This is a genomic window from Natrarchaeobius versutus, from assembly GCF_041205745.1.
Lineage (GTDB): Archaea > Halobacteriota > Halobacteria > Halobacteriales > Natrialbaceae > Natrarchaeobius > Natrarchaeobius versutus.
On the sequence record NZ_JBGFCC010000001.1, the window covers coordinates 761,253 to 786,735 of the forward strand.

Annotated in this window: 27 protein-coding genes; 16 read left to right on the forward strand and 11 right to left on the reverse strand. The window is 64.6% G+C overall.

The features are described from left to right. Positions 1-159: 159 nt before the first annotated feature. From AB7C87_RS03835 to AB7C87_RS03850, 4 genes are all read right to left on the reverse strand, one after another. Positions 160-1,704: a replication factor C large subunit gene (locus tag AB7C87_RS03835; protein ID WP_369728069.1), complete on the reverse strand. Its 1,545-nt coding sequence runs from the start codon at positions 1,702-1,704 to the stop codon at positions 160-162. Positions 1,705-1,746: 42 nt separating this feature from the next. Beyond that, positions 1,747-2,121: a type II toxin-antitoxin system VapC family toxin gene (locus AB7C87_RS03840; protein WP_369728070.1), complete on the reverse strand. Its 375-nt coding sequence runs from the start codon at positions 2,119-2,121 to the stop codon at positions 1,747-1,749. Next, positions 2,122-2,352: an AbrB/MazE/SpoVT family DNA-binding domain-containing protein gene (locus tag AB7C87_RS03845; RefSeq protein WP_369728071.1), complete on the reverse strand. Its 231-nt coding sequence runs from the start codon at positions 2,350-2,352 to the stop codon at positions 2,122-2,124. A gap of 218 nt (positions 2,353-2,570) precedes the next feature. Next, complete coding sequence (locus tag AB7C87_RS03850; RefSeq protein ID WP_369728072.1) at positions 2,571-2,708, reverse strand: hypothetical protein; 138 nt, start codon at positions 2,706-2,708, stop codon at positions 2,571-2,573. 139 nt (positions 2,709-2,847) lie between these two features. Between AB7C87_RS03850 and AB7C87_RS03855 the strand changes: the two genes are divergently transcribed. Further along, positions 2,848-3,960, forward strand: coding sequence for a peptidase (locus tag AB7C87_RS03855; protein ID WP_369728073.1), 1,113 nt, complete (start codon positions 2,848-2,850; stop codon positions 3,958-3,960). A 110-nt stretch (positions 3,961-4,070) separates the two neighbouring features. Here the strand turns inward: AB7C87_RS03855 and AB7C87_RS03860 are convergent, their stop codons facing one another. After that, a complete protein-coding gene (locus AB7C87_RS03860; RefSeq protein ID WP_369728074.1) occupies positions 4,071-4,343 on the reverse strand; it encodes a DUF7521 family protein in 273 nt (90 codons plus the stop codon). A gap of 33 nt (positions 4,344-4,376) precedes the next feature. After that, positions 4,377-4,727, reverse strand: coding sequence for an ArsR/SmtB family transcription factor (locus AB7C87_RS03865; protein ID WP_369728075.1), 351 nt, complete (start codon positions 4,725-4,727; stop codon positions 4,377-4,379). Between the two features lie 264 nt (positions 4,728-4,991). On the opposite strand from AB7C87_RS03865, the gene AB7C87_RS03870 reads away from it, so the two are divergent. Together AB7C87_RS03870 and AB7C87_RS03875 are read left to right on the forward strand one after the other, a co-directional pair. Beyond that, positions 4,992-5,192 carry a DUF7835 family putative zinc beta-ribbon protein gene (locus AB7C87_RS03870; protein ID WP_369728076.1) on the forward strand — a complete coding sequence of 67 codons (201 nt, stop codon included), beginning with the start codon at positions 4,992-4,994 and terminating at the stop codon, positions 5,190-5,192. Between the two features lie 336 nt (positions 5,193-5,528). After that, a complete protein-coding gene (locus AB7C87_RS03875) occupies positions 5,529-5,813 on the forward strand; it encodes a hypothetical protein (RefSeq protein ID WP_369728077.1) in 285 nt (94 codons plus the stop codon). Positions 5,814-5,850: 37 nt separating this feature from the next. On the opposite strand, the gene AB7C87_RS03880 is transcribed toward AB7C87_RS03875, so the two are convergent. Then, complete coding sequence (locus tag AB7C87_RS03880) at positions 5,851-6,504, reverse strand: metal-dependent hydrolase (protein ID WP_369728078.1); 654 nt, start codon at positions 6,502-6,504, stop codon at positions 5,851-5,853. Positions 6,505-6,751: 247 nt separating this feature from the next. Between AB7C87_RS03880 and AB7C87_RS03885 the strand changes: the two genes are divergently transcribed. Both AB7C87_RS03885 and AB7C87_RS03890 read left to right on the forward strand, forming a co-directional pair. Then, complete coding sequence (locus AB7C87_RS03885) at positions 6,752-7,462, forward strand: helix-turn-helix domain-containing protein (RefSeq protein WP_369728079.1); 711 nt, start codon at positions 6,752-6,754, stop codon at positions 7,460-7,462. A 43-nt stretch (positions 7,463-7,505) separates the two neighbouring features. Beyond that, positions 7,506-7,703 (forward strand): hypothetical protein, encoded by a 198-nt coding sequence (locus AB7C87_RS03890; RefSeq protein ID WP_369728080.1) that lies wholly within the window; start codon positions 7,506-7,508, stop codon positions 7,701-7,703. 107 nt (positions 7,704-7,810) lie between these two features. Here the strand turns inward: AB7C87_RS03890 and gcvH are convergent, their stop codons facing one another. The 3 genes from gcvH to AB7C87_RS03905 form a co-directional block, all read right to left on the reverse strand. Beyond that, the gene (gcvH, locus tag AB7C87_RS03895) at positions 7,811-8,194 is read right to left on the reverse strand and encodes a glycine cleavage system protein GcvH (RefSeq protein WP_369728081.1); all 384 of its coding nucleotides are present in this window, start codon (positions 8,192-8,194) and stop codon (positions 7,811-7,813) included. A gap of 2 nt (positions 8,195-8,196) precedes the next feature. Further along, entirely contained in the window at positions 8,197-9,294 is a 1,098-nt protein-coding gene (gene gcvT, locus AB7C87_RS03900; RefSeq protein ID WP_369728082.1) for a glycine cleavage system aminomethyltransferase GcvT, read from the reverse strand. Positions 9,295-9,385: 91 nt separating this feature from the next. Continuing rightward, positions 9,386-11,587, reverse strand: coding sequence for a S8 family peptidase (locus AB7C87_RS03905; RefSeq protein WP_369728083.1), 2,202 nt, complete (start codon positions 11,585-11,587; stop codon positions 9,386-9,388). A 262-nt stretch (positions 11,588-11,849) separates the two neighbouring features. Here AB7C87_RS03905 and AB7C87_RS03910 point away from each other — a divergent pair, with 262 nt between their 5' ends. From AB7C87_RS03910 to AB7C87_RS03940, 7 genes are all read left to right on the forward strand, one after another. After that, positions 11,850-12,320 carry an NYN domain-containing protein gene (locus AB7C87_RS03910; protein ID WP_369728084.1) on the forward strand — a complete coding sequence of 157 codons (471 nt, stop codon included), beginning with the start codon at positions 11,850-11,852 and terminating at the stop codon, positions 12,318-12,320. 96 nt (positions 12,321-12,416) lie between these two features. After that, positions 12,417-13,247 carry an alpha/beta fold hydrolase gene (locus tag AB7C87_RS03915; protein ID WP_369728085.1) on the forward strand — a complete coding sequence of 277 codons (831 nt, stop codon included), beginning with the start codon at positions 12,417-12,419 and terminating at the stop codon, positions 13,245-13,247. Positions 13,248-13,337: 90 nt separating this feature from the next. After that, positions 13,338-14,189: a TatD family hydrolase gene (locus AB7C87_RS03920; RefSeq protein ID WP_369728086.1), complete on the forward strand. Its 852-nt coding sequence runs from the start codon at positions 13,338-13,340 to the stop codon at positions 14,187-14,189. 76 nt (positions 14,190-14,265) lie between these two features. Further along, a complete protein-coding gene (locus AB7C87_RS03925) occupies positions 14,266-14,844 on the forward strand; it encodes a DUF2150 family protein (RefSeq protein ID WP_369728087.1) in 579 nt (192 codons plus the stop codon). A gap of 89 nt (positions 14,845-14,933) precedes the next feature. Further along, positions 14,934-17,861, forward strand: coding sequence for a DUF7827 domain-containing protein (locus AB7C87_RS03930; protein WP_369728088.1), 2,928 nt, complete (start codon positions 14,934-14,936; stop codon positions 17,859-17,861). Between the two features lie 49 nt (positions 17,862-17,910). Then, positions 17,911-20,295 (forward strand): hypothetical protein, encoded by a 2,385-nt coding sequence (locus tag AB7C87_RS03935; RefSeq protein WP_369728089.1) that lies wholly within the window; start codon positions 17,911-17,913, stop codon positions 20,293-20,295. Between the two features lie 61 nt (positions 20,296-20,356). After that, positions 20,357-20,950: a helix-turn-helix domain-containing protein gene (locus tag AB7C87_RS03940; RefSeq protein WP_369728090.1), complete on the forward strand. Its 594-nt coding sequence runs from the start codon at positions 20,357-20,359 to the stop codon at positions 20,948-20,950. Between the two features lie 166 nt (positions 20,951-21,116). Here AB7C87_RS03940 and AB7C87_RS03945 read toward each other — a convergent pair whose 3' ends face one another. Continuing rightward, positions 21,117-22,226, reverse strand: a complete 1,110-nt coding sequence (locus tag AB7C87_RS03945) for a M24 family metallopeptidase (protein WP_369728091.1) — start codon at positions 22,224-22,226, stop codon at positions 21,117-21,119. 153 nt (positions 22,227-22,379) lie between these two features. Here AB7C87_RS03945 and AB7C87_RS03950 point away from each other — a divergent pair, with 153 nt between their 5' ends. The 4 genes from AB7C87_RS03950 to AB7C87_RS03965 all read left to right on the forward strand — a co-directional run bounded on the left by AB7C87_RS03950 (position 22,380) and on the right by AB7C87_RS03965 (position 25,469). Beyond that, positions 22,380-23,264 carry a COX15/CtaA family protein gene (locus tag AB7C87_RS03950; protein WP_369728092.1) on the forward strand — a complete coding sequence of 295 codons (885 nt, stop codon included), beginning with the start codon at positions 22,380-22,382 and terminating at the stop codon, positions 23,262-23,264. Between the two features lie 65 nt (positions 23,265-23,329). Then, the gene (locus AB7C87_RS03955) at positions 23,330-23,722 is read left to right on the forward strand and encodes a CopG family ribbon-helix-helix protein (protein WP_369728093.1); all 393 of its coding nucleotides are present in this window, start codon (positions 23,330-23,332) and stop codon (positions 23,720-23,722) included. Positions 23,723-23,939: 217 nt separating this feature from the next. Beyond that, on the forward strand, positions 23,940-24,671 hold the full coding sequence (locus AB7C87_RS03960) for a helix-turn-helix domain-containing protein (protein ID WP_369728094.1): 732 nt from the start codon (positions 23,940-23,942) through the stop codon (positions 24,669-24,671). 165 nt (positions 24,672-24,836) lie between these two features. After that, the gene (locus AB7C87_RS03965; protein ID WP_369728095.1) at positions 24,837-25,469 is read left to right on the forward strand and encodes a uracil-DNA glycosylase family protein; all 633 of its coding nucleotides are present in this window, start codon (positions 24,837-24,839) and stop codon (positions 25,467-25,469) included. Positions 25,470-25,483: the final 14 nt, after the last annotated feature.

Consider the following 25,483-nt stretch of genomic DNA (forward strand, 5'->3'; position numbering starts at 1 on the left):
TGTGGAGTGCTGTCCCGCTGTCCCGACCATCCGGCCCAACCGCTTGTCGTCGCGGTTGGGGCGGGGACACCGGGACAGCAAACCGTATTACGGATCACCACGGCAGAGCCGACACCGAGAGATGACGGACCCTCTCACTCGAGTTCCCCGGCGAACGAATTAGAAAAAGTCGTTCAGGCCGGACTGTCCGTCGCCGGTCTCGTCGGCCTCATCGCGTTGGTCCGTTTCGTCCTCGCCGGCCGTTTCGTCCGACGCCGGCTCGACGTCCGTCTCCGACGTATCGTCGTCGTCAGCCGTCGACGTGAGCGTCGCCTGCCCGTTCGGCTCCGCGTCCTCGGTCCCGGAGCCGTCCTCCGGGTCGGCGTCGTCGACCTGGTTGGCGCCGTCATCGCCCGCGTCGAAAAACGCGGAACCGGAGTGTTCGACCGCCTCCTCCTCGAGTTGCTCTTCGGCGTCCGCGACGATCGACTGGACCTTGTTGGTGTTTTTCCCACTGCCGGTGACGAACGAGACCTCCGACTCGTCTAGCTCGTAGATCGCGGCCATCCGAGTGGTGAGCTCGCGGTTTCGGCAGTGGTGAGTCATCGCCGAGAGGTACGGGAGGACTTCCCGTCGCGCGGTCGCCACGCTCGTCCCCTCGCGCTCGGCGATGCGTTCGGCGATCGCGTCGCGGGTGTTTCGCGTCCCCTTCGTGCGCCCGAGTTTCGACCAGTAACTCGGCGGCCCGTAGCGAGTCCAGCCGCCTTTCTCCTCGCGACGGGAAGCGGCGACACCCGCGGTCATGTTGTCCGTCGCGTACCGCCAGAACGAGTAGTCCTGGGTCGCCCGAACCCGACCGAGCCAGCGGTCGGCGTTCGAGAGGTAACCGTAGGCGTCGGCGAGTTCTTCGCCCGCGTAGTCTTTCGGAACGTTGTCTTCGATCCAGTTGAGCAACTCGTCGGGCGTCTCGTCGACGTCGTACGACGCCCGCAGTGCCCCCTCGGCGTCTTCTTCCTTGATGAGCGCATCGAGGAAGTCGAAGATCCCCTCGGTCCGGTCGCGCTGGCCCGTCACGACGTCGTCGACGGTCAACCGCTCGGCTTGCTCTGCGACCGCCTGCAGGTCGTTGACCGCCGACCGGAGATCGCCGCTGGTCGACTCCGCGATCTTCTCTAAGGCATCCTCCTCGTACTCGACGCCCTCACGGCGGCAGATGTCTCGCAACACGGGGACGATCGAGCGCTTCGAGACGTCTCGAAACTCGATCGTCTCGCAGGCCTTGCGAAGTGATTGGCTCATATCGTAGAACTCGTTGGCCACGAGGACGACCGGCTGGTTGGCCTCCTTGACGACGCGGGTAACCTCTCGAGAGCCGCCGTAGTCGGCGTTGCCGTGGAAGTTGTCGGCCTCGTCTAAGATGACGAGTCGACGCCCCGACCCGCCGCCGGTGAGCGTTCCGCTCTTTGCGGCCTCGCCGGCGACCCGTTCGATCACGTCGGCCCCGCGGCTGTCGCTGGCGTTGAGTTCCATCACCGGCCAGCCCATGTCGTTCGCGAGCGCGTGCGCGGCGGAGGTCTTCCCGATCCCGGGACTCCCGTGGACGATCACCGCCTCCCGATGGTCGTCCCACGTCTTCGCCCACTCCTCGAGTTTGTCGCGGGCCTTGTTGTTCCCCCGGACCTCCGACAGCGTCGTCGGCCGGTACGTCTCGGTCCAGTCACTCATTGTCGGTGGTAGGTGAAAGGCGCGTTTAGTGGTTGCGGAGCGTTACTCCTCGGCGACTGTCTTCAGGTCGAGACGAGACGTAACGTTTGCATACGTATCGTCACTCGAGACGATAGTATCGCCGTTGGATTCGACGAGGTGAAGTGCGTCGAACGGTGTGAATCCGTGGTCTTCCACGTACGTCGCCGCTGTTATGACGGTTTCTACGTCACCGCGTACTTCGACGAGACTGGCCGCGTTCGAAACGACGCGTTCGGTATCACGGTCCTCCCGGTAGGCAACCATCAGGAGTTCGATGAGCGTGAACTGTGAGGTCCACAACTCCTCACGGTGGTCCCGGTACACCGACTCGGCGGCCTCACCAAGCCAGTCATCACCTTTAATCAGTGCGAGAAGAAAATCGGTTTCAGCATACATTTATCGTCCGGCCTCGTCAAGCGCCGCTTTACGTGCTTCTTCACGAAGTTCGTCAGCCGACTTCTCGACGTCCGCGAACTCGTCCCTGAGTGCCTCGAGCGGGTCGTCGGCGACCGGAACCAGTTTGACACCGTCGGGAAGCTGAACGACGTGATATCGGTCCCCGTATCGCTCTCGAACCTCCTTCGGGAGCGTGAGACGACCGCGGTCGTCAAGCGCTACGTCTGACATACTTCGATGTATGGTGGGCAAGAGTAAAAGCATTCCCCGATATATGGAGATGCCCATTCATCGTCCACTTGTCGGAGCCTGTCTCTGTAGTCCACTCGACCGACGGTGCATATTCGACGTTCTCAGTACATCGAATCCACATCGTATTTGCTCGACTTCTCGGTCCAGTCACTCATTGTCGGTGGGAGGTGAAAGGCGCGTTTAGTGGTTGCGGAGCGTCACTCGGCATCGATTCCCTTCAGGTCCAGATAGGACGTGACGTCTGAATACGTCTCGTCGCTCGAGCGGATTACGCCATCGCCACCGTCGGCTTCGATTGCTGACCGTCCGGCCTCCTCGAGCGCCTCGGTAGCCACGAGTGGATCGTACGACGCGAGGTCACAAAACAACGAGTTCCGACGAACGTGGGTCGAAGACTGGACACGGTGTCGGTGAACGTCCGTGCGGACCGCTCGAGCAAAATACATATATTTCCACAGTTTCCACCGTCCGGATATGTCCCTCCCGCTTACCATCGCCCTCTGGATCGTGCTCGCGGTCGGTGTCGGAATCGCCGCGGGTATCGCCGCCGTCGTCGGCCATCTCTCGGGTCGACTCGCCCGAGGCTGGACCGACGAGTCCGCCGCTCGAGCGGCCAACGTCGTCACGTTAGGGTCGGCGTTCGTCGCCGGCCTCGTCATCTGGCTCGTCGTCGGGGCGAGTGCGGACGTCGAGTCCGTGATCTCGCCGGAATCCGCGGTCGTCGCGGCGGTCGTCGCTGCTGTCGCTGGCGGCGTGACCGCCGGCGTCGTCGGTGCCGCGGCGATCACCGGATTCGCCCGTCCTCGGCCAGACCTACCCGGCGTCGGCGAGCCCGCGACCGTCCGACGACAGTACGCGCGATACCTCTCGGTGCTGTTTCTTCTCGTTCTCTTGCTGGTCGCCGCACTCGAGCCGGCGATCCGGGCCGGCCCTCTCGCGATCGGCGGCGTCGTCGCGGCGGTCGGCGTCGGCCTCTGGGTTCTCGGTCCGTTCCTGCTCGTGGTGAGTTCCAGCACTCGCGCGCCGACCGACGCGGAACGCGAACGTCTCAAGCGGGTGCTCGGAGCCGCCGAGTTCCACCCGCGGAGCGTCCGCATTCTCGAGGGCGGTGACGAGTACGTCTCAGTTCGACTGCTGGGTGCACCGGGCGGACGGACGCTGTTCGTCTCGAGCGGTGCGCTCGAAGCCGTAGACGACGAGACGGTGTGTGCGATGGTGACGACGCGGCGCGCGCAGGCGGCCTACTACCACCCCCTCGCCGTCGTGGCAGTGCTCGTGGCCGTGACGGTGCCAGCCGTCGCGACGGTGACCGGCGATCTGCCGGTTCCCGTCGGTCTGGCGATTTCCGCGGTCTTCGTCCTGGGCGGATTGTGGGCGATACGCCGTCTTCGGTTGGCCGCCGACGACCGCGCCGCGGAACGCGTCGGCGCCGAGGGACTCGCCACGGCGTTCGAACGCGCGGCCGACGCGGCGGGATTCGACCTCGAGGGAAATCCCGGTCGAAACTGGCTTTCGACCGCTCCGGCGTTTTCGACCCGAATCGAGCGCCTCCGTGCTCGGAGTGAGGCGGCGTCGGATCGGGAGTAATCACGTAGGGCGCGGGGTCGTCCGCGTACGGACCGTCGCGTTCGACGGCTACTCGAGCGGAGACGTTTGGCGGCGAGACGGCGCGGATAGCGGTCGAGCCGGGGGCGGCGTCACCGGTAGAGCGAGAGGTAGAGCATCCCGAATCCGACGATGAAGGGAACCGTTTCGGCGATGTGAAACGCCGTCAGCGGTTCGGACAACTGCGAGACGATCGTCGTCAGCCCGACGCCCATACTGAGAAACGCGAAGCCGATGAACGCCGACTCGAGTCGCTTCGATTGGTTCCGTCGATACGATTGAAAACTGATGAGAGTCAGCCCGAGGGCGAGAGCGAAGACGACCATCTGCATCAGCATCAACAGGACTTCTATCAATTCATTCATACTGACACCCGTTCGGCAACGTTCGCATCGCCCCTACTTAACACCAAGTTCGTCCCAGAGCTGGGTAAATCGATCCGGGAGGTTCTCCTTTCGAAAGATACGGACGTCGTACTCGTCGTCTTCGAGGGATATCACCGTACTGTCGAAGTTACACCGGTACTCCTTGTAGTGGTTCCCGTCGTCTGCGACGAGCGTTCGTTCCTTGACGAGATCGTGTTCCTGGAGAACGTCGAGACGTCGATAGATCGTGGGTTGAGAGAGGTCGAGCCGATCGGCCAGCTCCTTTGCGGAGCCAGGTTCGCGGCTGATCGAGGCGAGCACGGTGCGCGCGTGCTCGTCCCCGATCGTATTGAGGACCTCTTCGATGGGAGTTTCATCCACCATGTATATTTGATACTGGAATCCTCATGCAAAAGGTTTTCCGGGTTGGTGAAATAATCGCCCCGTCTTGCGATTTCGTTGACGGTTTCTGATTCAATCTGCGTCGTGGATACGGCTATCCAACAGACCTACCCGAATGCCGCTTCCCGTCGGCGAACATCTCAACGAGTCTGGCGTTTTCAAATCGAGAAAATACCTTTATATATCCATTATCCGCCGACGAAGTCACTGACGGTGATATATGGTGGGTAGGTGTAATACGTAGATATGGCAACGACTGATGGCGTCTCAAACGGGATGACCGAACCATGTGAAGTGTGCGAGATGGATACGTTACACGAAGTGACGGTCCAGCTCATAACCGAAGGCGGTGAGGGGGAAAACGCGCGGTACTCCCGCGAACCTTACCGCGTTCGAGAGTGCCAGCGGTGTGGGAACCGCGAGAGCCAGCGGATGAACAACGCCTAATAGGGATTGTTGTAAGTCAGTTCCGCCGCGCCCCGTCCTGCGGTCGCGCCGGGAGATCGTTACAGCATTCCGTACGAGTATCGACTCGCGGACGGCCGGCGGCCCCCTGTCGACGGCCCAACGGCCTACTGCCGTCGTCGTCCGCACGAAACGCTCCATTGTACCCCTCGGCCGACGCGCTCACGCGCCATCGGCCGTTTTCCATTCCGTCGAACGCCCCGTTAGCGACGCCCTTGAGCGTCGGTACGCTCGAGTCGGTTCGAACTCATCGCTTGCGTTCGATCGAGTCCGGTCGGAACGTTGATACGCGAGCGAGCCGAACGCGTTATCGAACCGATGGTGAGCAAATCCACGGCCAACCGCGTGGCGTTCGTCGGTCGAGACGGCGTTCGGCGCCTCTGGTCGCTCCTGCTCGTAGTCACGATGGGCCTGTGCGCGGTCGTCTTTCTCCGGGTCGAACCCGCGTTCTCGCTTCTGTACGGGGTCGTCGCCGTGCTCTCGGCCGCGGGGTTCGCATCCGGCCGGTTCCGAACGTTCGTCGACGAGAATCGGTGGACAGTGTTCGGATCGCTCCTGTTGTTCGTCGGAATCGTTCTCGCCACAGTCGCCATCTCGAGTTAGGTGCCGACCGTCGGTCCGACTGTCGCCGAGCCACGTCCTACTCCTCGTTTCGCAGGTCCTCGGCGATCCGGAAGAGCACGGTTCCGATGCCGGCGACGGTGAGGACGAACCGTTCGCCCGTCCCCGCGATGGGGAAGATACGCTCGACGTCCTCGGGTGGCTCGTCCCGTGTGGGGTCGAACCCGGTCGAGTAGTGCATGTCCTCGGTCGTCCCCCGAGTCGTCGACTCGGCGACCCCGCCGGTGCTCGAGTCGAACTCGACGAACGTCTGGACGATTCCGCGCTGATTGGTGACGATCAGCTTTCCGGAGAGGTCGTAGAACCGGTCGTGGACCGGCCAGAAGAGGTTGACGCCGTTGAAGAAAGCGTCGAGCAGAATGTGTGCGAACAACACCGCGACGAGGGTCACCCACGCGACTCGATAGCCGTATGCACCCCATCGGTTCAACACGTACGATTCCTCGCGGAATTTGACGTCCCAGAGGAGGAGTACACCCGGAACCACGACGATCCAGACGTTGTGTAACGCCGCCCGATGCGCCCCCGGTACGTAGATCCCGATCACCGTATCGAGGTCGATCAACGCCGTCGCCCCCATCACGACGAGGATCGCCTTCGTGTCGAACCGATCACCCAGTAACGCAACCCCGAGCAGGCCCGCGACTGCGACGTGGACCACTGTCGATGGCATACCAGCCGTCTCGAATCGAGACGGCTTGATACTGCCGGACAGAACTACGTGAAGCCGGTCGCATACGTGCGGCCGTTCCGCGTCAGAACGGCCGCGAATTCGCGACCGGCATCGTATTGAGTTCTGTCCCGGCGTCGTACGGTATATTGAGTTCTGTCCGGTAGTATGACCGTTTGCTCGAGTCGCGTCGGCGTTCGACTGGTAACGCTTCGGTAGCTACTTGGGTCGACCGCGCAACCGCTCCATCATGAGCGGACGTGGACCGAAACGAGAACTCGCCGAGAAGATCGCCGGCGAAATCACACTCAGCGACGATCCCGGTGCGACGCTTCGCAAGTGGCGGACCGACTTCGACGTCTCCCAGACCGATCTGGCCGCCGAACTCGAGGTCTCCTCGTCGGTGATCTCCGACTACGAGAGCGGTCGACGGGAGAGTCCCGGAATCGGCGTCGTGAAACGGCTCGTCGACGGCCTGCTCGCGATCGACGAGCGCCGCGGCGGCGATCGCATCCGCCAGTACGGCCGCGTCCTCTCGGCGGGGTTCGAAAGCGACGTCGTCCTCGATCTCCGCGAGTACGCGACGTCGATCCACCTCTCCCGGCTGTACGACGAGATCGGCGCGAGCGAGGTCGCCTCCGGCAGTACCGATCGGATCAGCGGCCACACCGTCATCGACAGCATCGAGGCGATCACCCGCCTCTCGAGCGAGGAGTTCTTTCGGCTGTACGGCCAGAGTACGAATCGCGTCCTCGTCTTTACGAACGTCACCCGCGGCGAGGGCGTCGGCATCGCACTCAGGGTGTTGAACCCGACGCCCAACGCCGTGATTCTCCACGGAATCGAAGAAGAAGAGCTGTGGGAGTACGCCCGCGACTTAGCCCGGATCGACGACTACTCGCTTGCGGTGACGAACGAACCGCTCGAGGAGGTCCTCGAACGTCTGGTCACCCTCGAGTGAGCGCCCGGGAACGGAGAATCGATACGAAACCGACGAGACACCGATGAAATCGACGATGCTCGGGACCCGGCTGGATCGCACGGAACGGCGTACGCTCGGACTGTTCGTCGTCTACGTGCTCTCGCTTGCGGTCGTTTACGCGGTCGGCGACATTCGGCTCTGGCTCGCGTGGGCCACCGGGGCGATCGCCCTGGTCGGGCTGGTGATGATCGCCTACAACCGCTCCACACCCACCGAGTAACGACCACGCAGGTACTGGACCGAGACGATCAGTTGCCCGCGACCAGCCACAGGATGGCAAAGCCGACGTCGGCGACGGGTTCGCCCATCCCGTCTCGTCCCGCGAGCTCAGGCGATCTGGTCCTCGTACTCCTCGGCGGAGAGCAACGCCTCGAGTTCGCCCGCGTCGTCGGGATCGATCTCGAGCATCCACCCCTCGCCGAATGGGTCGTCGTTGACGAGTTCCGGCGAGTCGAACAGCGCCTCGTTGACGGAGACGACCTCGCCGCCGACGGGCGCATAGAGGTCCGAGACCGCCTTGATCGACTCGATGACGCCGAACTCCGTTTCCCGTGTCAGCGAATCGCCCTCGTCGGGGAGTTCGACGAAGACCACGTCGCCCAGTTCGTCCTGGGCGAAGTCCGTGATCCCGACGCGGACGACGTCGTCCGCTTCGTGTGCCCACTCGTGCGATTCCAGATACCGTCGGTCTTCGGGTACGTCGAATGTCATTGTTATACTGTCTCGATGAAGGGTGTGATTTCGACTCGCGTCTTTTTCGATTGGCCGCGGACGACCACCTGCAAGGTCGTTCCTGGCTCTGCGTACTCCGTCGGCACGTAGCCCAGCCCGATCGGTTGCGCTAACGACGGGCTCATCGTCCCGCTGGTCACGGTTCCGACGACGCGACCCTCGGTGTTCGTGATGTCGTAGCCGTGACGAGGGACGCCCCGATCGATCAACTGGAAGCCGACCAGTTGCTCCTCGAGTCCCGCCTCCGTCGCCCGCTCGAGGGCGTCGCGGCCGACGAACTCGGTCTCGAGGGCGACCGTGAAGCCGATGCCGATCTCGTAGGGGGTTCGCGGATTCGACTCGTGATCGAACTCCTGGCCCGCGAGGACGAGCCCGGCCTCGATCCGGAGGGTATCCCGGGCACCGAGCCCACAGGGTTGGCAGTCGAACAACGACCAGACGCGCCCAGATTCGCCTTCCGGAACGAGCAGTTCGAAGCCGTCCTCGCCGGTGTAACCGGTGCGAGCCACCCAGCAGTCGACGCCGTCGACGGCCGTTTCCGTGGCCTCGAACCGGCCGAGTTCCGTCACCGGCTCCTCTGTGACCGCGTCGACGAGTTCGGGGGCGTTCGGTCCCTGAACCGCGAACATGGCGTACTCGTCTGTTCGGTTGTCGACGGTCGCCTCGAGATCCCACTCGTTTCGGTAGCTCACCCAGCGTTCGTGGGTCGCCTCGTCGGTTCCGGCGTTCGGAACGAACAGGTAGGTGTCCTCACCGTCCTCGTCGGGCAACCGGTAGACCACGGTGTCGTCGAGGACGATACCCTCCTCGTCGGTGATCGCCGCGTACTGGGCGTCGCCGACGTCCAGCCTCGTGACGTCGTTCGTCGTGAGCCGTTGCATCAACGCCGTCGCGTCCGGGCCGGTGACGTGAATCTGCCCCATGTGCGAGACGTCGAAGATTCCCGCGTCCTCGCGGACGGCCGCGTGCTCGGTCCGAATCGAATCGAACTCGACGGGCATGTCCCAGCCGCCGAACTCGGTGAACTTCGCACCGCGTTCGTCGTGGATCCCACGCAACGGCGGCGTCTGAAGCGGCATACTCGGCTCCACACCCCGGGTACAGTAATGTCTTTTGTCGCCGCGTCGGTCCAACGTGTCGGAAAGACGAGCGGTTTGCAGGGAACCGTCCCTATTGCCCGCGTTCCTCGATCGTCAACGTGTACTCCCCGCCGCCGTCGACGGCTCGGACGAGAATTCTGATCGGGTCGTCGCCCTCGAGGTCGACGGTGACCGCTTCGTCGGCCCCCGACCCCGTCGAGGATTCGTCGTAACTCGTCCGAGAGGGCTGGCTCCCGTCGGTTGTCACGTAGAGATCGAAATCAGCGTCCCTCGGACCCTCGAGCGTGACGGTTCCGCTACAGGGGCTGGCCGTCCGGAGATCGTACCGCCAGGCGTCCCGGTCGACCCACCAGAGCCGTCGCAGGCTTCCCTCGGCTCGAGCGGTCCGCGTCTCCGCACCGCAGTGACTCTCCGATTCGTCTTCGTCGTCCCCGTCCTCGCGGTCGTTATCGTCGTCTCCGTCGTCCCCGTCCTCGCGGTCGTTATCGTCGTCTCCGTCGTCCCCGTCCTCGCGGTCGTTATCGTCGTCTCCGTCGTCCCCGTCCTCGCGGTCGTTATCGTCGTCTCCGTCGTCTCCGTCGTCTCCGTCGTCATCGTCGTTTCCACCAGTTTCCTCGATGACTTCTTCGGGTGAGCGTTCCTCGCCGTCGAGTTCGATCCACATTCCCTCGGGCTGTTCGACGTCGACAGAGGTAACGGGGCCGTCGACGCGGAACGCGTCGCCGAAGCCACCGCCGGTGACGCCGCCCGCGTGCCAGACGCCGTCTTCCTCCTCAATGAAGTCCTCCGCGACGTACGTCCCACCCTCGATGTGACGGCCGGATGGACTCTCGTACGGCGCCTCGGCGAACTCAACGGGTCCTTCAGCCGTGAACTCGTAGCCGGCGGATCTGGCGTCGGGTTCGGTGATGAACGCCAGGAGACGTCCCGCCGACTCCTCATCGTCGCCGTCGTCGGTCTCCCCTTCGTCGCCGTCTGATTCGTCTTCGTCGCCCGGTTCGTCGTCGCCGTCGGTCTCCCCTTCGTCGCTCGATTCGTCTTCGTCGTCACGCTCGTATCCTTCGGGAACCGTGTTCACCGCGGCGTTCGCGTCGATACGACCGTGTCCCTGCCGGGAACTCGAGAGACCGACGTCGGTGGCCGTCCGGCGCAGGTGATCGCGCAGTTGGGAAACCGACAGGTCGGGATATGCGGACAGGACCAAGCCGGCGACGCCGGAGACGACGGGCGTCGCCATCGACGTTCCCGATGCCCGCGAGTACCTGTCGTTGAGATCCGTCGAGAGGACGCGACTCCCGGGCGCGGCGAGTTCGATCGCGGAGCCACGGTTGGAGTACGAGGCGAAACGGCCGTTCGAATCGAGCGCCGAGACGGCGATCACGGAGTCGTACGCCGCGGGATAGAGGACGCGTCCGCCGTTGTTTCCGGCACCGGCGACGAGCAGACAGCCCCGGCTGACCGCGTACTCGCAAGCGTTCTCGAGCGTGTGCCAGTCGCTCGAACTGCCGAGTGAGAGATTGATCACGTCCACACCCTGGTCGGTGGACCACTGGATCGCGTCGGCGATGTCCGCAAGCGAACCGCGTCCGGTCTCGTCGAGCGCGCGGGCGCTCAGGAACGAACAGTTGCTGATGCCGGCGTGACCGGTTCCGTTGTCGGTTACACCGTTCGCGATTCCGGCCACGAGCGTCCCGTGGTTCTCCCGGCTCGAGGCGGGATACGGCCTCCGCATGTTCCCGACGAAGACCTCACCGACCCGGTCGTCGGCGTTCGCCGCCAGATTCTCGTGGTCGTGTTCGACGGCCTGATCAACGATCGAAATGACGACGTCGTCGTCCCCGAGCGTCTCCTCCCAGGCACCCTCACAGCCGACCTGCTGTGGCGCGTGTTGGCTTCCGTAGTGGGGGTCGTTCGGGGGAGAGAGCGTTTCGATCGTCGCGTTTTCCTCGGCGTACTCGATCTCGTCGATCCGATCGAGGCTCTCCTGAATCCGCCGTTTGGCACGTTCTGGCGTCCGTTCTGGGAGCGTGACGGTAACGTATCCGAGCGCCTCGTTCGAGTGAACGACCGTCCCGTCGGAAAGCGCCCGCTCGACCGTTCGCTCGGGGTCCCGCGCGGCCGCGGAAACGCCGACCAACAACTCCGTCCTCGGCGAATCGGGCTCTCGATCGGTGGATGCACTCGCCAGCCCCGAGGACCCCAAAAATGCACCGAGAGCGGTCGTCTTCAAAATAGATCGGCGATCCGGCGTCGGGATGTCGTCCTGTGACATGCAGTAACAGTCACCAGTGACTGAAATTAGTAAAATATTCCCGAACTCGAAGTTGTTTTTGCCGAATTATTTTTTGGATTTCCGTGTCGGTCAATAACAACGTTGGAGATATAGCGTGTCAGTGTGAAGGTCTCTGTTAATGTGTCGCATCCCGAGGCGATGAACTCGAGTCCAGTTTTCGACGCTCGCGGAGGGTCACGCTTGCCAGCGGCGGCCGGACCGTTTCGCTACACATATCCGCCGGGGCGGGTATCGCACAGATATGTTCGATTCCGCCCGCGCTCGTCTCGCCGATTTCGGATCCGCCGGAACAGGCGGTGAGCCGAGCGTCGGGCTGTTCGTCGACGGGCCGAACGTGTTCCGCGACGAGTTCGACGTCGACCTGGACGACCTCCGAGACGTCGCCCGCGACCTCGGCCGCGTCGGCGTCATCCGCCTCTACCTCGACGAGCACGCGACGCCGGGGCTCATTCAGGCGGCCGAAGCACGCGGCTTCGAAGTCGTCATCACGAGCGGCGACGTCGACGTCAAACTCGCCGTCGACGCAACTGCACTCGCAAGCGACGGCGCGATCGACCGACTCGCGATCGCCTCGCGAGATACGGATTTCAAACCAGTACTGGAGTACGCGGGCGCGGTCGGTATCGAAACCGTCGCGGTGGCCCCCGGTTCCCACGGTCGCTCCGACGCCCTCCAGAACGCGGCCGACGAGGCGATCACGCTCGAGGCGTGATGCTCGGGTGGAGATGACGCAGTCACAGGAGTTTCCCCTATCAGGAGAGGGTCCGACTCCCGCACGCTTTTCGTTTCGGGAGACGTTCAAATCCGTATGACCGACGCGGATGGACTCGAAGGCTGGATTGCGAACGATCTCGAGTCGAACGGGATCCGACTGCGCTACTACCGAAGCGGCGGCGACGGCCCGCCGCTGGTGGTCGCCCACGGCATCACGAGTAGCGCCCGCGCGACGCTCCCCCTCCTCGAGGGACTCGCGGGGCAGTACGACGTGATCGCCTACGACGCACGCGGCCACGGCCGCTCGGGAGCCCCGAAGAAGGGCTACGCCGTCGCCGACCAGGTGGACGATCTCGTCGGGCTCGTCGACGGACTCTCGCTCGAGGAACCGATCCTCTACGGCCACTCGATGGGCGGGACCACGGTCGCCGCCGCGGCAGCGAGGCGACCGGATCTGCCGCGGGCGGCGATCCTCGAGGACCCAGCGCTTATGCTGGTCCACGACGCCGACTCCGGAGAAACGGCCGATGTGGTCGATCCGCTCCGGAATCGAATCGTCGATCAGTCGGCATCCTCGTCCGAGGAACTGCTCGAGTCCGATCCCGAACTCCGGGAACTGGTCGCGGCGGGGCGGGAAGGGCTCGCGAGACGGCTCGCGGACGCCTACCTCGCGGTCGATCCGAGCGTCGAGAACGTCCTCGAAGCCGGCCAGCCCGACCCGGACGCGGTGTTCCCCGAAATGGCCGTACCGACGCTCGTCCTCAAGGCCGACGCCGCGCCGCCGGTTCGGCAAGCCGACCGCGAGATCGCCTCACAACTGCCCGACGGTGACCTCGTCCACGTCGACGGCGCCGGCCACTGCGTGCTTCGTGACGAGTACGATCGTACGCTCGAGGTGGTTCGAGGGTTCCTCGAGGGCCGGTGACGCCGGGTGGGGTGACGAACGCGTTCCGCGTCCCGATACCCACTCGAAGCATTCGACGACCTTTCCTGACCGCCGCCGTTACGGGACGGTATGATCGACGACGAGACGCCGGTGCTCGACAACCACCTCCACCTCGATCCGGACAACCACCGCGGGATCGACGCGGTCAGGGACTTCGCCCGGCTGGGCGGTACGCACCTGCTCGTGGTCAACAAGCCCTCCTGGCACCTCGAGGTCGAGGCCGAGGCCGGCGAGGAGTTTCGGCCGGTGTTCGAGCGGACGATCGAGATCGTCGAGGACGCCACCGAGGAACTCGAGGGGCGGGCTTGGCCGGTGCTCGGCGTCCATCCCGGGCTGATCTCGCGACTGGTCGACGACCGCGGCTACGATCCGGACGAGGCCCGCGAGATCATGCACGGCGGGATCGACGTCGCCGCGGAGTACGTCGCACGCGGGGAGGCGCTTGCGCTGAAGTCGGGTCGACCCCACTACGAGGTAAGCGAGGCCGTCTGGGAGGCCTCGAACGCGGTCATGCGCCACGCGTTCGAACGCGGCGCGGAACTCGACTGTGCGGTCCAGCTTCACGCCGAGGCCGGCGAGGAGATGACCGAAGTCGCCGAGTGGGCCAAAGCGGCCGGCCTCCCCGCCCACAAAGTAGTCAAACACTACGCGGGCGGCCGCCTCGAGGGGCCAGTACCGAGCGTAATGAGCGAGAAAGATCGCCTCGAGGTCGCGGCCGAGCGCGGCGAGCCGTTCCTGATGGAGACCGACTACGTCGACGATCCGGATCGGCCGGGCGCCGTCCTCGGCCCGAAGACCGTCCCGCGTCGCGTCGCCTGGATGCTCGAGAACGGTCTGGACGAGGCAGTTCGAATTGCCCACATCGAAACGCCGAAGATGGTGTACGGGATCGACACCGTGGAGACGCTGGAACGGGCCTAAACGCGGGAGTTCGGGTTCAGTCGGATCGTCGTACAGGTAGAGAAAGGCATTTCAAGCGGCCGGTGTAGGTGTTCGTATGAGCAATCCGCCGACCGAGTTCTACTCGGAGGAACGTTGGCAAAACTGGATCGATCGCATCAAAGACGAAGAGATCGATCCGGAAGACGAATCGTCGGCTCGGCTGCTGTTGAACTTGCAGGACGATACCGCGATCGCCATCGCGAAGATCGTCGCGGCTTACGACGACGGCGAACTCGAGGCCGAACAGGCGCTGTCGGAGATCGACGACGTCCGCGAAATCGTCTTGGGGGAGGTCGACATCGAGGACGAAGAGAAGCTCATTCTGGTCGACGGCGTACAGACGAGTCTCGTCTGCGTCTTCTTTGCGGCCGAAGAGTACGTCGCGGGCGGGCCCGCTGAGGACGGAAGCGTGGCCGACTACCTCGGCGCCGCGGCGGACGCCGAAGCGGAAGAGGAACTCGACGCGGCACTCGGCTACGCGGCACAGGCCGGGACGCTGATCGTCGACGGGGAGGAACTCGACATGGAGGTGGCTGAAGGGCTCGAGTACGGGCTCGTCACCGAGTGGATCAACGGTCTCGACAGTCTCCAGAGCGCGATGAGCGACCCCGAAGTCGTCGAAGAGGACGAGTGAGCCTCCAGACGCGCGAGTGACCGCCGGCACAAACCAGAACGTTTTCCGTTCGACGTGCAGACGGGGTAGATACTTCACCGGACCAGCTCATGATACGCGTCTCTCCCCCGGAATACTGTCGTTCGATCCTTTTGATCGTCGTTCTCTCGTGTGTCGTCGCCGGCGGCGTCCTCGCCGTCACCGCCTCGGTCGGGGCGACCGAACCGGTCGTCCTCGAGGAGGGCGAGGACTTCGTCTACGAGGGCCAGGACGTCAGGATCGACGTCGCCGATCGGTTCGACGTCTCCGAGGGGGATGAGCTGTACGTCTACGAACTCGACGGCGGTGATATCGAGACGGTCGCGGAGCGTCCGACGGTCGACGACGACGGCACGATCTTACTCGAGACGAGCGAGATCGACGAGGACGGGCCGCAGTTCGCGATCACGCCCGACTCGGGACTGGACGGCGACGAGATCGTACTGACGATCGACGAACAGGAGTTCGACGTCGAGTGGGCGAGCGAAACGGTGACGAGCGGAACCAACGCCGTCGCCCTCGAAGTCGACAGCACTCGTGCGGGCGGCTACAACGTGACGATCAGCGCCGACGACTTCGAGTACGAGGAACTTCGTGCGACGTTCGTCCACGAGGGCAGTGACGTCGAGGAGGTGACCGATCCGGCCCACCTCCCGCTCGAGGAACTCGGCTACGACCGGGACGACGGCGACGACGTGGCGGACCTTCGCGGCGACGACTACATCACGCTGAACGTGGCCGACTCCGAGGCGTTCAGGGACGACGACGAGATCGTCGCGAACCTCATGAGTCTGGACGAGCAAGAGGGACTCCCCGACGAGGGCGAATACGAGTTCGACGTCGTGGTCACGGATACGGGCGTCGAGGACAGTTCGACCCTCGAAATCGGCGAGACCGCGGCGTCGTTCGACGAGAACATGTACGTTCGGCCGGCCGGCGACCTCCTCGAGATCACCGTCGAACTCGAGGCGGCCGAGGAGGCGTGGCTCCAACTCGGCGACGAGAACGTTGGCTTCGTCGACGTGTTGTACGTCACGGACGACTCCGACGACGACGAGGTGACGTTTACGATGAACACGCGCCTCGCCGGCGTCGACCACGGCGCGGTCGACGGGCTCGGACCGACGGACGCGGATGCGGTCTACTACTCCGAGGACGACGTCGTGGAGAGCTACATTCACCACGAGACGGTCGCCGGCGAGGAGACCCGCGTCTCGGATGCGAGTTTCTACGACGGATCGAACCTCGAAGAGGCATCCCAGCTGTCGTTTTCGGAGTATCTCGAACGCCTCGGGACGATCGACGCCGGCCAGGAGCCCACCGAACAGATCGACCGGCCGATCCAGCCCGGAAATTACGATCTGGTGGTCGATAGAGGGCAGAACTTCGTCGTCGAGGACGGCGAATCGAGCGCGGACGACGCCATCGGCTCGGCGGAGCTGGGACTGATTCAGCCGTCGATCGGGGACGTCGACACGTGGACCGCACCGCAAGCGGAGGCAAACGCGGAGGGCGACATCGAGGAGCTGTCGGACGTGCTGGCGGAACGCGCTACGGTCGCGATCGGGGACCGTGCGGTCGCCCGGTTCGAGGCGACCGGGATCACCGGTGCGCTGGCGACGATCGACTACGCCGAGAACGGCAACGACATCACGGACGGGGTGGAATCGGGATTCTCGGCGAGCGTGCTCGCCGAACTCGCGAGCGACGAGACCGACTGGCTCGGCGAGGGCGTCGAGTTCACCTTCGACGGCCCCGACGTTCCCAATCAGGAACCCAACGCCGTTGCGCTCGAGGACGCCGCGAACACCGAGACGTACGTCCTCGCATCGCCGCCCGAATCGGACGACGACGACGGCGAACTCTACGTCGTCGTCGACACCGAAGACGGGTTCGTCCAAGATGTCGACGATGGGGACGAGTTCACCGTCTCCCTCGAGTACGAGGGGAGCGAGAACCGGTACCAGTTCGACGGCGAGAGCGGGTCACTCGGTGGTGCGGATGGCGACGCGGACGCCCCCGCCTACCCGTACTTCTCCTCGGAGCGGACGGAGAGCGCCGCGACGACCCTTACGTTCGAGCGGGCGTCGATAACGTTCGACCGGACGAACGATGGTCTCATCGCCCTCCCGATGGATTCGGACGGGAACGTGACGGGAACGACCAACGTCGCGCCGGGAACCGAGGCGACGCTCAACGTCCGGAGTGGGCCACCCGAGGAGGTCGCATCCGACGGGGACTCGAGTTACCTCGACCGCCAGTCGATTACGGTCGAGGAACGGGGCTCGTTCGCGACCAATCCGGGTTTCGACGAGTACGGCTCGTTCGAGGTGAGTCCGGCCGTCGGTAATCGGACCGAGGGGGAACGAGCGTACGTCGAGTTCCGCCTCTGGGGTGAGATCGTCGCCGAGGGGAATGCCGTCTTCGCGGACCTGGCGGGCGACCGTCCGGCGTACTTCGAGCCGACGATCGACGTACCAGCGTCGGTCTCCGCGGGGGAGACGTTCGACCTGAACGCGACGATCCGAAACGCGGGCGACGAAGACGGCACCCTCGAGGTGCGGACGACGGCCGGATCGGTCGTCGAGTCGAACGACGAGATCGAACTCGGTCCCGGCCAGAACGAGACGATCGAAGAAATCGTCGAGGTGACGAACGAGACCGAGGAACTCCTCGTCACGGTCAGCACGCAAGACGAGGTCGCATTCGCGACGGTGGCCGTCGACGGCGCCGGCGAGTCTGCGTCGAACGCGAGTGACGAACTCGACGAGGCGAACGAGACCGACGACGAGACCGACGCCTCGGGGGCGTTCGACGACGACGGAGTCGGCTGGGACGACTCGAGCGACGAGGCTGATTCCGGTGGGGACGACTCCTCGAGCGACGACGAATCGCCCGGCTTCGGCCCGATCGCCGTGGGGGTCGCCCTCGCCGCGTCGCTGGCACTGCTGGCGGCGCGACTCGGCGGCGAGAGAGAAGGGCGGAATCGGTCGTCCTGACGCCGGGGGCCAGCAGAGGTATACGTCGGTACGATTATTCGATATCATGATGCGTCGCGGGGGCGACCGGGCCGTCACGGTCCAGATCGGGGCAGTGTTGCTGCTCGCGATCCTCTTTTCGGCGCTGGCGCTCTACCAGGTCAACGCGGTCCCCGCGGAGAACGAAGTCGTCGAGATCGAGCACAATCAGGACGTCCACGACGAGATGCAGGATCTCCGAAACGCCGTTCGCACGGTCGGCGCGGGCGGAGGCTCCCAGCCCACCGCGGTGAGTCTCGGCACCCAGTATCCGACGCGGACGCTGACGGCGAACCCGCCCGCCCCACGGGGAACGCTCGAGACGAACGAGCCGGAATCGCTGGAGATCGAGAACGCGGCGGTGAGCGACCGCGTCGGCGAGCACGACGAGAGCGAACTCGAGGCGCTCGTCCTCGGAAGCCACGAAACCAGCACGCTCTCGTACGAACCGGGGTACAACGAGTACCGGAACGCGCCGACGACACGGATCGAACACTCGCTCGCGTTCAACGACTTCGGGGATGCGGCGGTCGTTCTGCGGGGGACCGACCAGCGACTCGTCGACGACGACTCGATTACGATCGTCTTACTCGAGGGGAACCTCTCGGCGACCGCGGCGGGGTCTGTGACCGTCGATCCCGTCGCCGACGGGCCGACGGATCCGGTTCCGATCGAGCGCGCGTCGACGGAGCCGATCGCGATCACGCTCCCGACCGAGACGCCGACGGCGTGGAACGAGACGTTCGCGGACGATCCGGCCGTCGACGTCGACTCCTACGACGACGGGGCCGGCACGCTCACGATCGAACTCGCGGACGACGAGTACGACCTTCGGGTCTCGAGGGTGGCCGTCGGCGACGGCGACGCGGGAAGCGAGTTCGGCGCCGTCGAGGCCGCGCAGTCGTCGGGCGAGGGAAGTGAGGTTCTGCCCGGACCTCGAGTCGACGCCGAGATGGAGGACAACGACGACGAGGTCGACAAAGACGACGATGCGAACGTCACGGTCGAACTCGACAATCGCGGCGTGCCGGGTGATCCGGACGAACGCCGCGGCGGCGTTGCCCTTCTCGAAGCCGACTGGATACTCGAGGGGGAATCCCAGGGTGAGACGGTCGAACTGACCGACCCGCCGTCTGACGGATCGCTAAGCAACAACGTCGAGTTGATCGACCCGCCGGACGGCGGAAACGAGATGTCGTCTGCCGAGATTTTGATCCGGGTCGACACCAGCGGACTCGAGGTCGGCGAGGAGTACACGGTGTCCGTCGGTGCACACGATACGCGCGGCGTGAGCGAGCAAGCGCGTGGAACTGCGTCGTTCGAAGTGATCGGCGGTGATGACGGAGGTGATGGAGGCGACGACGACGGGGATGACGACGATGGTGACGATGGAGGCGACGACAACGGGGATGGCGATGATGGAGGCGACGACAACGGGGATGACGACGATGGTGACGACGGGGACGATGGCGACGACGATGACGGTGCACAACCACCCAGCGGTGCCGTTGCTTACGACGACGAAAGCGAGACCGGGCAGTACGAGGACGGCGAGAAGAGCTTCACCGCCGAAGAGCTAGAATCGTTCGATAATGGATCCGTCGACCTCGTCGTCTTCCGGGATGCAACGTCGTCGGTCGATGGATTCGATATCTCGGCGAACAGCGTTACCGTCGAACCGGGCGTGACACTCGACACCGGGTCCGGGTGGCACGGCATCGCCGTGGAGGCCGACGAATCGCTTACCGCGTCGGGAGCGACGTTCCAGGCAGACAGCCCGGTAACCCTCGAGTCCGACGGCGATATCGACGTCGTCGATACAGGGATTTCCACGGATAGCGGCGGCGCAACCATCGACGTGGAAGCGGCGGGTTCGCTCACCGCAACGGGTTCGGAGATCGAATCTTCGAGCCCGGTGACCCTCGAATCCGACGACGACGTCGATCTCACCGATGCAACGATCTCGACGGATAGCGGCGGTGCGACCATCGACGTGGAAGCGGCGGGTTCGCTTCCCGCACCAGGCGCGAGTATCGAGTCCTCGAGTTCGGTGACCCTCGAGTCCGACGACGATATCGACCTCTCGAGCGCGGAAATCGCGACCGACGACAACGGTGCAGACATCACGATTTCGGCGGACGGAGACGTCGACGTCACTGATGGGGAAATCTCGACTGACGGCAACGGCGCCGACATCACGATTACGGCAGAAGGCAATGTCGAGGCGATAGCGGGGGTAATCACGACTGGTGGCAACGGCGCAGACATCACGATTTCGGCGGACGGTGAGATCGACATCACCGACGGAGAAATCTCGACAGACGGCAGCGGTGCGGACATCACGATTTCGGCGGAGGGAGAGATCGAGGACGATGGCGCGGACATCCAGGCTGGCGGCTCGGTGGAAATGGGCTGAGCCACTGGTGGCCGCTACAAAGCTTTAACCCCGCGCGAAACTTTGTTCCTCACGAGAGGTCATGGATCCGGACGATACCGACGACCACCGGGGGCGTGGAGACGACGGGGAGTACCGGGCACACGACGTAGACGACGTCTTCGAGAACGAGGAGCGAACCACGGCCGACGAGGTCGACCAGCGGATCGTCGACTTGCTCTCGTGGATCCTCGATACGGAGACGCGAGCCAAGATCTACATCTACCTGCTGGCGAACCCCGGAAGCACCTCCGAGGAGGTCGCGAAAGGAACCGGTCTCTATCCGAGCACGGTCCGGGAAGCGCTCGCGGAACTCCACGAAGAAGACCGCGTCACGCGTGAGAAACGCGCCAGCGAGGGCGCCGGAAACAACCCCTACGAGTACACCGCGATCCAGCCGAGTGAACTCGTCGGCGGCGTCGCCGATCAGGTCCAACAGGAACTCAACACGATCTTCACGCTCGATCGCGTCCTCGAGCGCCGGAGCGAACCCGAACCGGCGTTCGACGAGGGCGTCGAGCCGGTGACGATCACCGTCGACGACGTCTCGCCCCTCGAGGACGACTCGTCCGGCGCCGATACCGACGAAACGGTGGACGACGAAGACGAGACGAACGCCGACGACGACCCCGTCTGAACGTCTCCAGTTTCGAGGAGTGACCAGCCTCGAACCGTTTGTTCCCGGTCGATTGCTTCAGTTGCCGTCCGGACGTCTCTTCGATACCGACCGATTCTTCGCCGGAGACAGCCGACCCGATCAATCCCCGTCTTCGGACCCGATCAATCCCCGTCTTCGGACCCGATCAATCCCCGTCTTCGAGCACCAGCGGTTTCGGCCGCTCGAGCGTGAGTCCCCGATCGACGGCCTCGACGCTCGCCGTCGGCCAGTCGCCGGATCGAGTCAACACCTCGAGTTCGCCGTCGTCGACGAGGACGGTGTCCTCGCTTTTCGCGCCCTGAACCGTCGGATTCCAGGCGTACGCCATCGGCTCGAGGACGGGGTCGTCGCCCTCGGGGGTCGCGATCCACTCCCGACCGGCGAAGCCCGCCGCGCCACCCTGGTGGTGGAGTTCCCACTCGCCGTCGTAGCCGACGCCGGCGTAGGCGTCCTGAATCGCCCCGAACACGTCGCCCGCGTTCCCACCGGTGTCTGCGACGTCACGGGTGGCCGCGAGCGCCGTCGTCTCGACGCGAGCGGCGGCCTCGTGGCGCTCCTCGAGCCATGCAGGTGGATCGAACGCGACGGTCCGGGTGCAACTCGCGTGGAGGCCGTCGCGCTGTGCCGTCACCGAGACGAGCGCGTAGTCGCCGAGTTCGGCCGTCGTCGGCGTGTAGTGGCGATACCGCTGTGCGCGCTCGGCGCCGCCGACGAGAACGACCGGCGCCTCGACCTCCCGCGCCGAAAGCGAGACGAGCAGAGCCGAGGCGACCTCGTGTTCGGTGTCGTCGGCACGGAGCTGTCGACAGACCGATTCGACGGCGACTGCGGTGTCACGGCCGAGTTCGCGGTACCGGTCGCGGTCGCGTTCGGTCAGCGGCTGGCGGATCGACGCCGGATCGACCTCCTCGAGGCCGGGGACGTCGACGTCCGCGGCCGCACGTTCGTCGGATCCGACGCGGGCACCGATCGCCTCGGCGAGCGACGAGGTGTACCACGGGAACCGCTCGAGCGTGACGTCGACCGACTCGAGGTCGGGGAGTTCCTCGTCGGCGATCCGATCGGCCTCGATGTTGTCGGTCAGGATCGTCACGGTCTCGCCGTCGTAGCTGACGGCGGCGACGCCCGCGTCGCCCTCGCGGTCGACGACGTTGTTCCCGCCGGTGAGCCAGGCGAAGGAGTTCGGCCGTGCGAACCAGATCGAGTCGAGATCGTGGCCCTCGAGGAACGCCTCGAGGCGTTCGCGTTTGTCCATGTCGGGTGCTGGGGGAGGCCGACCCTTGATACTGTCGGACACTGTGAGTGGGGGGGAAACCGACGAGAGAGAGTTCAACGAGACGATTCCAGCGAACTGAGAACGACTCGGGACACCTAAATACGGCAGGTCCTAACCTCGGATCGAACGATCGTGTCGTCAGAACGTCCATCCGGCGGTTCGCGGTTCCGTCAGCTAATCGCTCGAGTCGGCTTCCCACACCTGCTCGCGACGACGCTCGCGCTGGTCGCCGCGACGATCCTGCTTGGAGTTGCGGCGAAGGCGACCGGCTCGGGGTTGGCCTGTGAGGCCAACTGGCCCCAGTGTGACGCCGGACCGTTCAACCTGTTTCCGGCGAACCTCCCGAGTTTCTACGAGTGGTTCCACCGATTCGTCGCGATGTTCGCCGGCTTTGCGATCATCGGCTCCGCGCTGGCGGCCTGGCGAAATCCGAGCATCGACACGCGCGTCGCCGCGCTCGTGGTCCTCGGAATGGTCTTGACGCCGATTCAGGTCGTCCTCGGGCGCGAGACGGTCCTCCAGTACGAGATGACGATCCTCTCGTTGCACTTCTGGACGGCGGTGCTCATCTTCGCGCTGTTCGTCGTCGCGACTGTCCTCGTCTGGGAGTCGTCGCTGACGACGAATCACATCACGGGCGCGCTCGCTCTCGGGGCCGTCGCGTTGCCGCTTCACGTCGCGTTGAGCCCGCTCGTCCTCACGGACATCACCGAGTACTCTCCGTCCGTCCAGATGGCTCAGTACGGCGTGACGCTCGCGTTGCTCGCCGCCGCCATCGTCGCGGTCATGGTCGGCCGACGGCGGCTCTCGGATCGACGGCTCCTCGGGCTCCTGGTCGGCGCGGGGGGGCTCGCACTCGTCGTCGTCTTCCTCGGGAGGCGTGCCGTGATGACGCTCAACCCCGTACTCGACGATCTGTACCTCGTTTCGGCCGCGGTTCTCATGGTTGCCTTTCTCGTCGGCATCTGGGCTACCAGATCGGCCTCGAGTCGCCAGTCGAATTCACTCACCCGATAACGACCGAACGCCTTCGACTCGGTTCGATCGCCGAAGCTTTCTCTCCGTCGCCCGAACGGGGCCGTATGCGAACGAGCCTCAACGTGCCCGAGGAGATGCTCGCGGAGTTCGATCGAACCTGGCAGGCCGAAGGGCTTGACTCCCGCTCGCGTGCGCTCCGGGAGGCGATTCAGGAGTACGTCGAGTCCCACCATCGACTCGAGCGCGCACGCGGAGAGGTCGCGGCGACGGTCGTCTTCGATTACGTCCACGACGAGATCATCGAGGACCTCCACGAGATCCAACACGAGTTTCAAGCCGAGATCGACACGACCTGTCACGTCCACCACGGCGAGTGGTGTCTCGAGACCGTGTTCTGTCACGGCTCGGCCGACCAGATCCGCTCGCTCGTCTACCGGTTGAAGGATTTCGATGCGGTCAGGCGCGTCTCGGTGACGCTTCTCCGAACCGATCCGTAGCCGATCACCGCCGCGCCGTGACCGCGGTCGAATCCGCGACCCCATGTAAACGGCTTCGATATCTAACCGTCTACTTCTTGTAAATATCGGGGAATGTATTATCGGACGAATCGGCTATGTACCGCTGTACCCGAGGTCCACCGCGAACGCAGGCGAGGAGAACTGCGGCCGAAACGGATGCCCGCCACCATCACCGAGGCGGCCCGAGGAGCGACCAATGAGCATCATCGCGACAGTCACCATCCCGGCGACGGAGTTTCCCCTTGGCTCGTCGCTCGATCCGAAACTCGACGCGACGCTTTCGGTCGAAACGACGGTCCCAACGAGCGAAGGCGTGATCCCGTATCTCTGGGTACCCGCAACCGACGGCGGATCGATCGTCAAAGGCCTCGAGTCCGAGTCGAACGTCGCGTCGATGTCGGTCGTCGACGAGATGGGCGGAAACGTCCTCCTCAAAGTCGAGTGGGCGAATCAGGTCAACGGCTTACTCGAGTCGATCCAACACAGCGACGCGATCGTCACGAACGCCGTTGGGACACACGAACGCTGGACGTTTCGGCTTCGGTTCCCGGCCTACGAAGATCTCTCCCGGTTCTACACGGATTGCGTCGATCAGGACATCTCGCTCGATCTCGTCCAACTCCACGAAGCGGTCAGTCCGGAGAGCGAACTCCGTTTCGGACTGACGAGCGCCCAGCGCGACCTCGTCATCGCCGCCTACGAGGCGGGGTACTTCGACGTGCCGCGACAGACGACGCTCGTCGAACTGGGCGAACAACTCGAGGTCTCCGATTCGGCCGTCTCCCAGCGTCTCCGACGCGGGCTCGCGACGCTGATCGGTTCGACGCTCGCCGTCTGCCCTGACGCCGTCGACGGCGACTCTCTCGAAGACGAGTCAGTCACGGCGGCCGAGACGACCGCGGAGTCGGACGACGCCCCGGAGCCGTAGTAGCGACGGGGTGGGGGCCCGCCCCCGGCTTGCTTGACAACAACCACGAGAGCGATGGCCCACCCCCCGACTTGCCTGGCAACAACCACGAGAGCGATGGCCCGGCCCCCGGCTTGCCTGGCGACAACCGCGACCGTTATCACCGATCGGCCTGTTCGCACAGTCGTGAAGAACGTCACCGATAGGACGAGCAACCCGTTCGGCTTTCGTCCACCGTTCGATCGAACCGGCCCAGACGAGCAAACGGCCGTGTTCGGGTACGGTGACGCCAACGCCGACTTTCACGTCATTGGCGATCATCCCGGCGTTCACGGCGGCAAACGAACCGGCGTCCCCTTTACCGAAACGGAGTCCGGACTCGCGATCCAGGACGTCTTTCGTGAGACCGGATTCGTCGACGGTCCCGAACGGGAACCCGTCCTCGAAAACCTGTACTGCAACTACGTCCACATGTGCTGTCTCCCGGACGGCCACGAGCCGACCCCGGCGGAGTACGACGAACTGGAGCGGTTTTTCGACGCCGAACTCCGCGCGATCAACGCCCACATTCTCCTCCCGATCGGCGCACACGCCACGGACCACGTCCTCCGCGAGTACACGACTCAGCGAGGGCGTCTCGAACTCGACATGGCGGAGCTCCACGCGCGTGAAATCCGCGGGCGCGGCTTCATGGTCGTCCCCATCAGAGAGCCCTCGGCGTGGGGAGACGACGATCGGGAGACGCTCGTCGAACGCCTCGAGGCGATCCTCGAAAGCGATTATCGCCAGACGAAAGGCGTCGCGACGCTGGTCGGATAGCGGTCGACCCCGCG

Excerpts from the sequence above, each read along its gene's own strand:
- AB7C87_RS03835 (WP_369728069.1), bottom strand. The coding sequence starts at position 1,704 with ATGAGTGACTGGACCGAGACGTACCGGCCGACGACGCTGTCGGAGGTC.
- AB7C87_RS03840 (WP_369728070.1), bottom strand. The coding sequence starts at position 2,121 with ATGTATGCTGAAACCGATTTTCTTCTCGCACTGATTAAAGGTGATGAC.
- AB7C87_RS03845 (WP_369728071.1), bottom strand. The coding sequence starts at position 2,352 with ATGTCAGACGTAGCGCTTGACGACCGCGGTCGTCTCACGCTCCCGAAG.
- AB7C87_RS03855 (WP_369728073.1), top strand. The coding sequence starts at position 2,848 with ATGTCCCTCCCGCTTACCATCGCCCTCTGGATCGTGCTCGCGGTCGGT.
- AB7C87_RS03860 (WP_369728074.1), bottom strand. The coding sequence starts at position 4,343 with ATGAATGAATTGATAGAAGTCCTGTTGATGCTGATGCAGATGGTCGTC.
- AB7C87_RS03865 (WP_369728075.1), bottom strand. The coding sequence starts at position 4,727 with ATGGTGGATGAAACTCCCATCGAAGAGGTCCTCAATACGATCGGGGAC.
- AB7C87_RS03870 (WP_369728076.1), top strand. The coding sequence starts at position 4,992 with ATGGCAACGACTGATGGCGTCTCAAACGGGATGACCGAACCATGTGAA.
- AB7C87_RS03875 (WP_369728077.1), top strand. The coding sequence starts at position 5,529 with ATGGTGAGCAAATCCACGGCCAACCGCGTGGCGTTCGTCGGTCGAGAC.
- AB7C87_RS03880 (WP_369728078.1), bottom strand. The coding sequence starts at position 6,504 with ATGCCATCGACAGTGGTCCACGTCGCAGTCGCGGGCCTGCTCGGGGTT.
- AB7C87_RS03885 (WP_369728079.1), top strand. The coding sequence starts at position 6,752 with ATGAGCGGACGTGGACCGAAACGAGAACTCGCCGAGAAGATCGCCGGC.
- AB7C87_RS03890 (WP_369728080.1), top strand. The coding sequence starts at position 7,506 with ATGAAATCGACGATGCTCGGGACCCGGCTGGATCGCACGGAACGGCGT.
- gcvH (WP_369728081.1), bottom strand. The coding sequence starts at position 8,194 with ATGACATTCGACGTACCCGAAGACCGACGGTATCTGGAATCGCACGAG.
- gcvT (WP_369728082.1), bottom strand. The coding sequence starts at position 9,294 with ATGCCGCTTCAGACGCCGCCGTTGCGTGGGATCCACGACGAACGCGGT.
- AB7C87_RS03905 (WP_369728083.1), bottom strand. The coding sequence starts at position 11,587 with ATGTCACAGGACGACATCCCGACGCCGGATCGCCGATCTATTTTGAAG.
- AB7C87_RS03910 (WP_369728084.1), top strand. The coding sequence starts at position 11,850 with ATGTTCGATTCCGCCCGCGCTCGTCTCGCCGATTTCGGATCCGCCGGA.
- AB7C87_RS03915 (WP_369728085.1), top strand. The coding sequence starts at position 12,417 with ATGACCGACGCGGATGGACTCGAAGGCTGGATTGCGAACGATCTCGAG.
- AB7C87_RS03920 (WP_369728086.1), top strand. The coding sequence starts at position 13,338 with ATGATCGACGACGAGACGCCGGTGCTCGACAACCACCTCCACCTCGAT.
- AB7C87_RS03925 (WP_369728087.1), top strand. The coding sequence starts at position 14,266 with ATGAGCAATCCGCCGACCGAGTTCTACTCGGAGGAACGTTGGCAAAAC.
- AB7C87_RS03930 (WP_369728088.1), top strand. The coding sequence starts at position 14,934 with ATGATACGCGTCTCTCCCCCGGAATACTGTCGTTCGATCCTTTTGATC.
- AB7C87_RS03935 (WP_369728089.1), top strand. The coding sequence starts at position 17,911 with ATGCGTCGCGGGGGCGACCGGGCCGTCACGGTCCAGATCGGGGCAGTG.
- AB7C87_RS03940 (WP_369728090.1), top strand. The coding sequence starts at position 20,357 with ATGGATCCGGACGATACCGACGACCACCGGGGGCGTGGAGACGACGGG.
- AB7C87_RS03945 (WP_369728091.1), bottom strand. The coding sequence starts at position 22,226 with ATGGACAAACGCGAACGCCTCGAGGCGTTCCTCGAGGGCCACGATCTC.
- AB7C87_RS03955 (WP_369728093.1), top strand. The coding sequence starts at position 23,330 with ATGCGAACGAGCCTCAACGTGCCCGAGGAGATGCTCGCGGAGTTCGAT.
- AB7C87_RS03960 (WP_369728094.1), top strand. The coding sequence starts at position 23,940 with ATGAGCATCATCGCGACAGTCACCATCCCGGCGACGGAGTTTCCCCTT.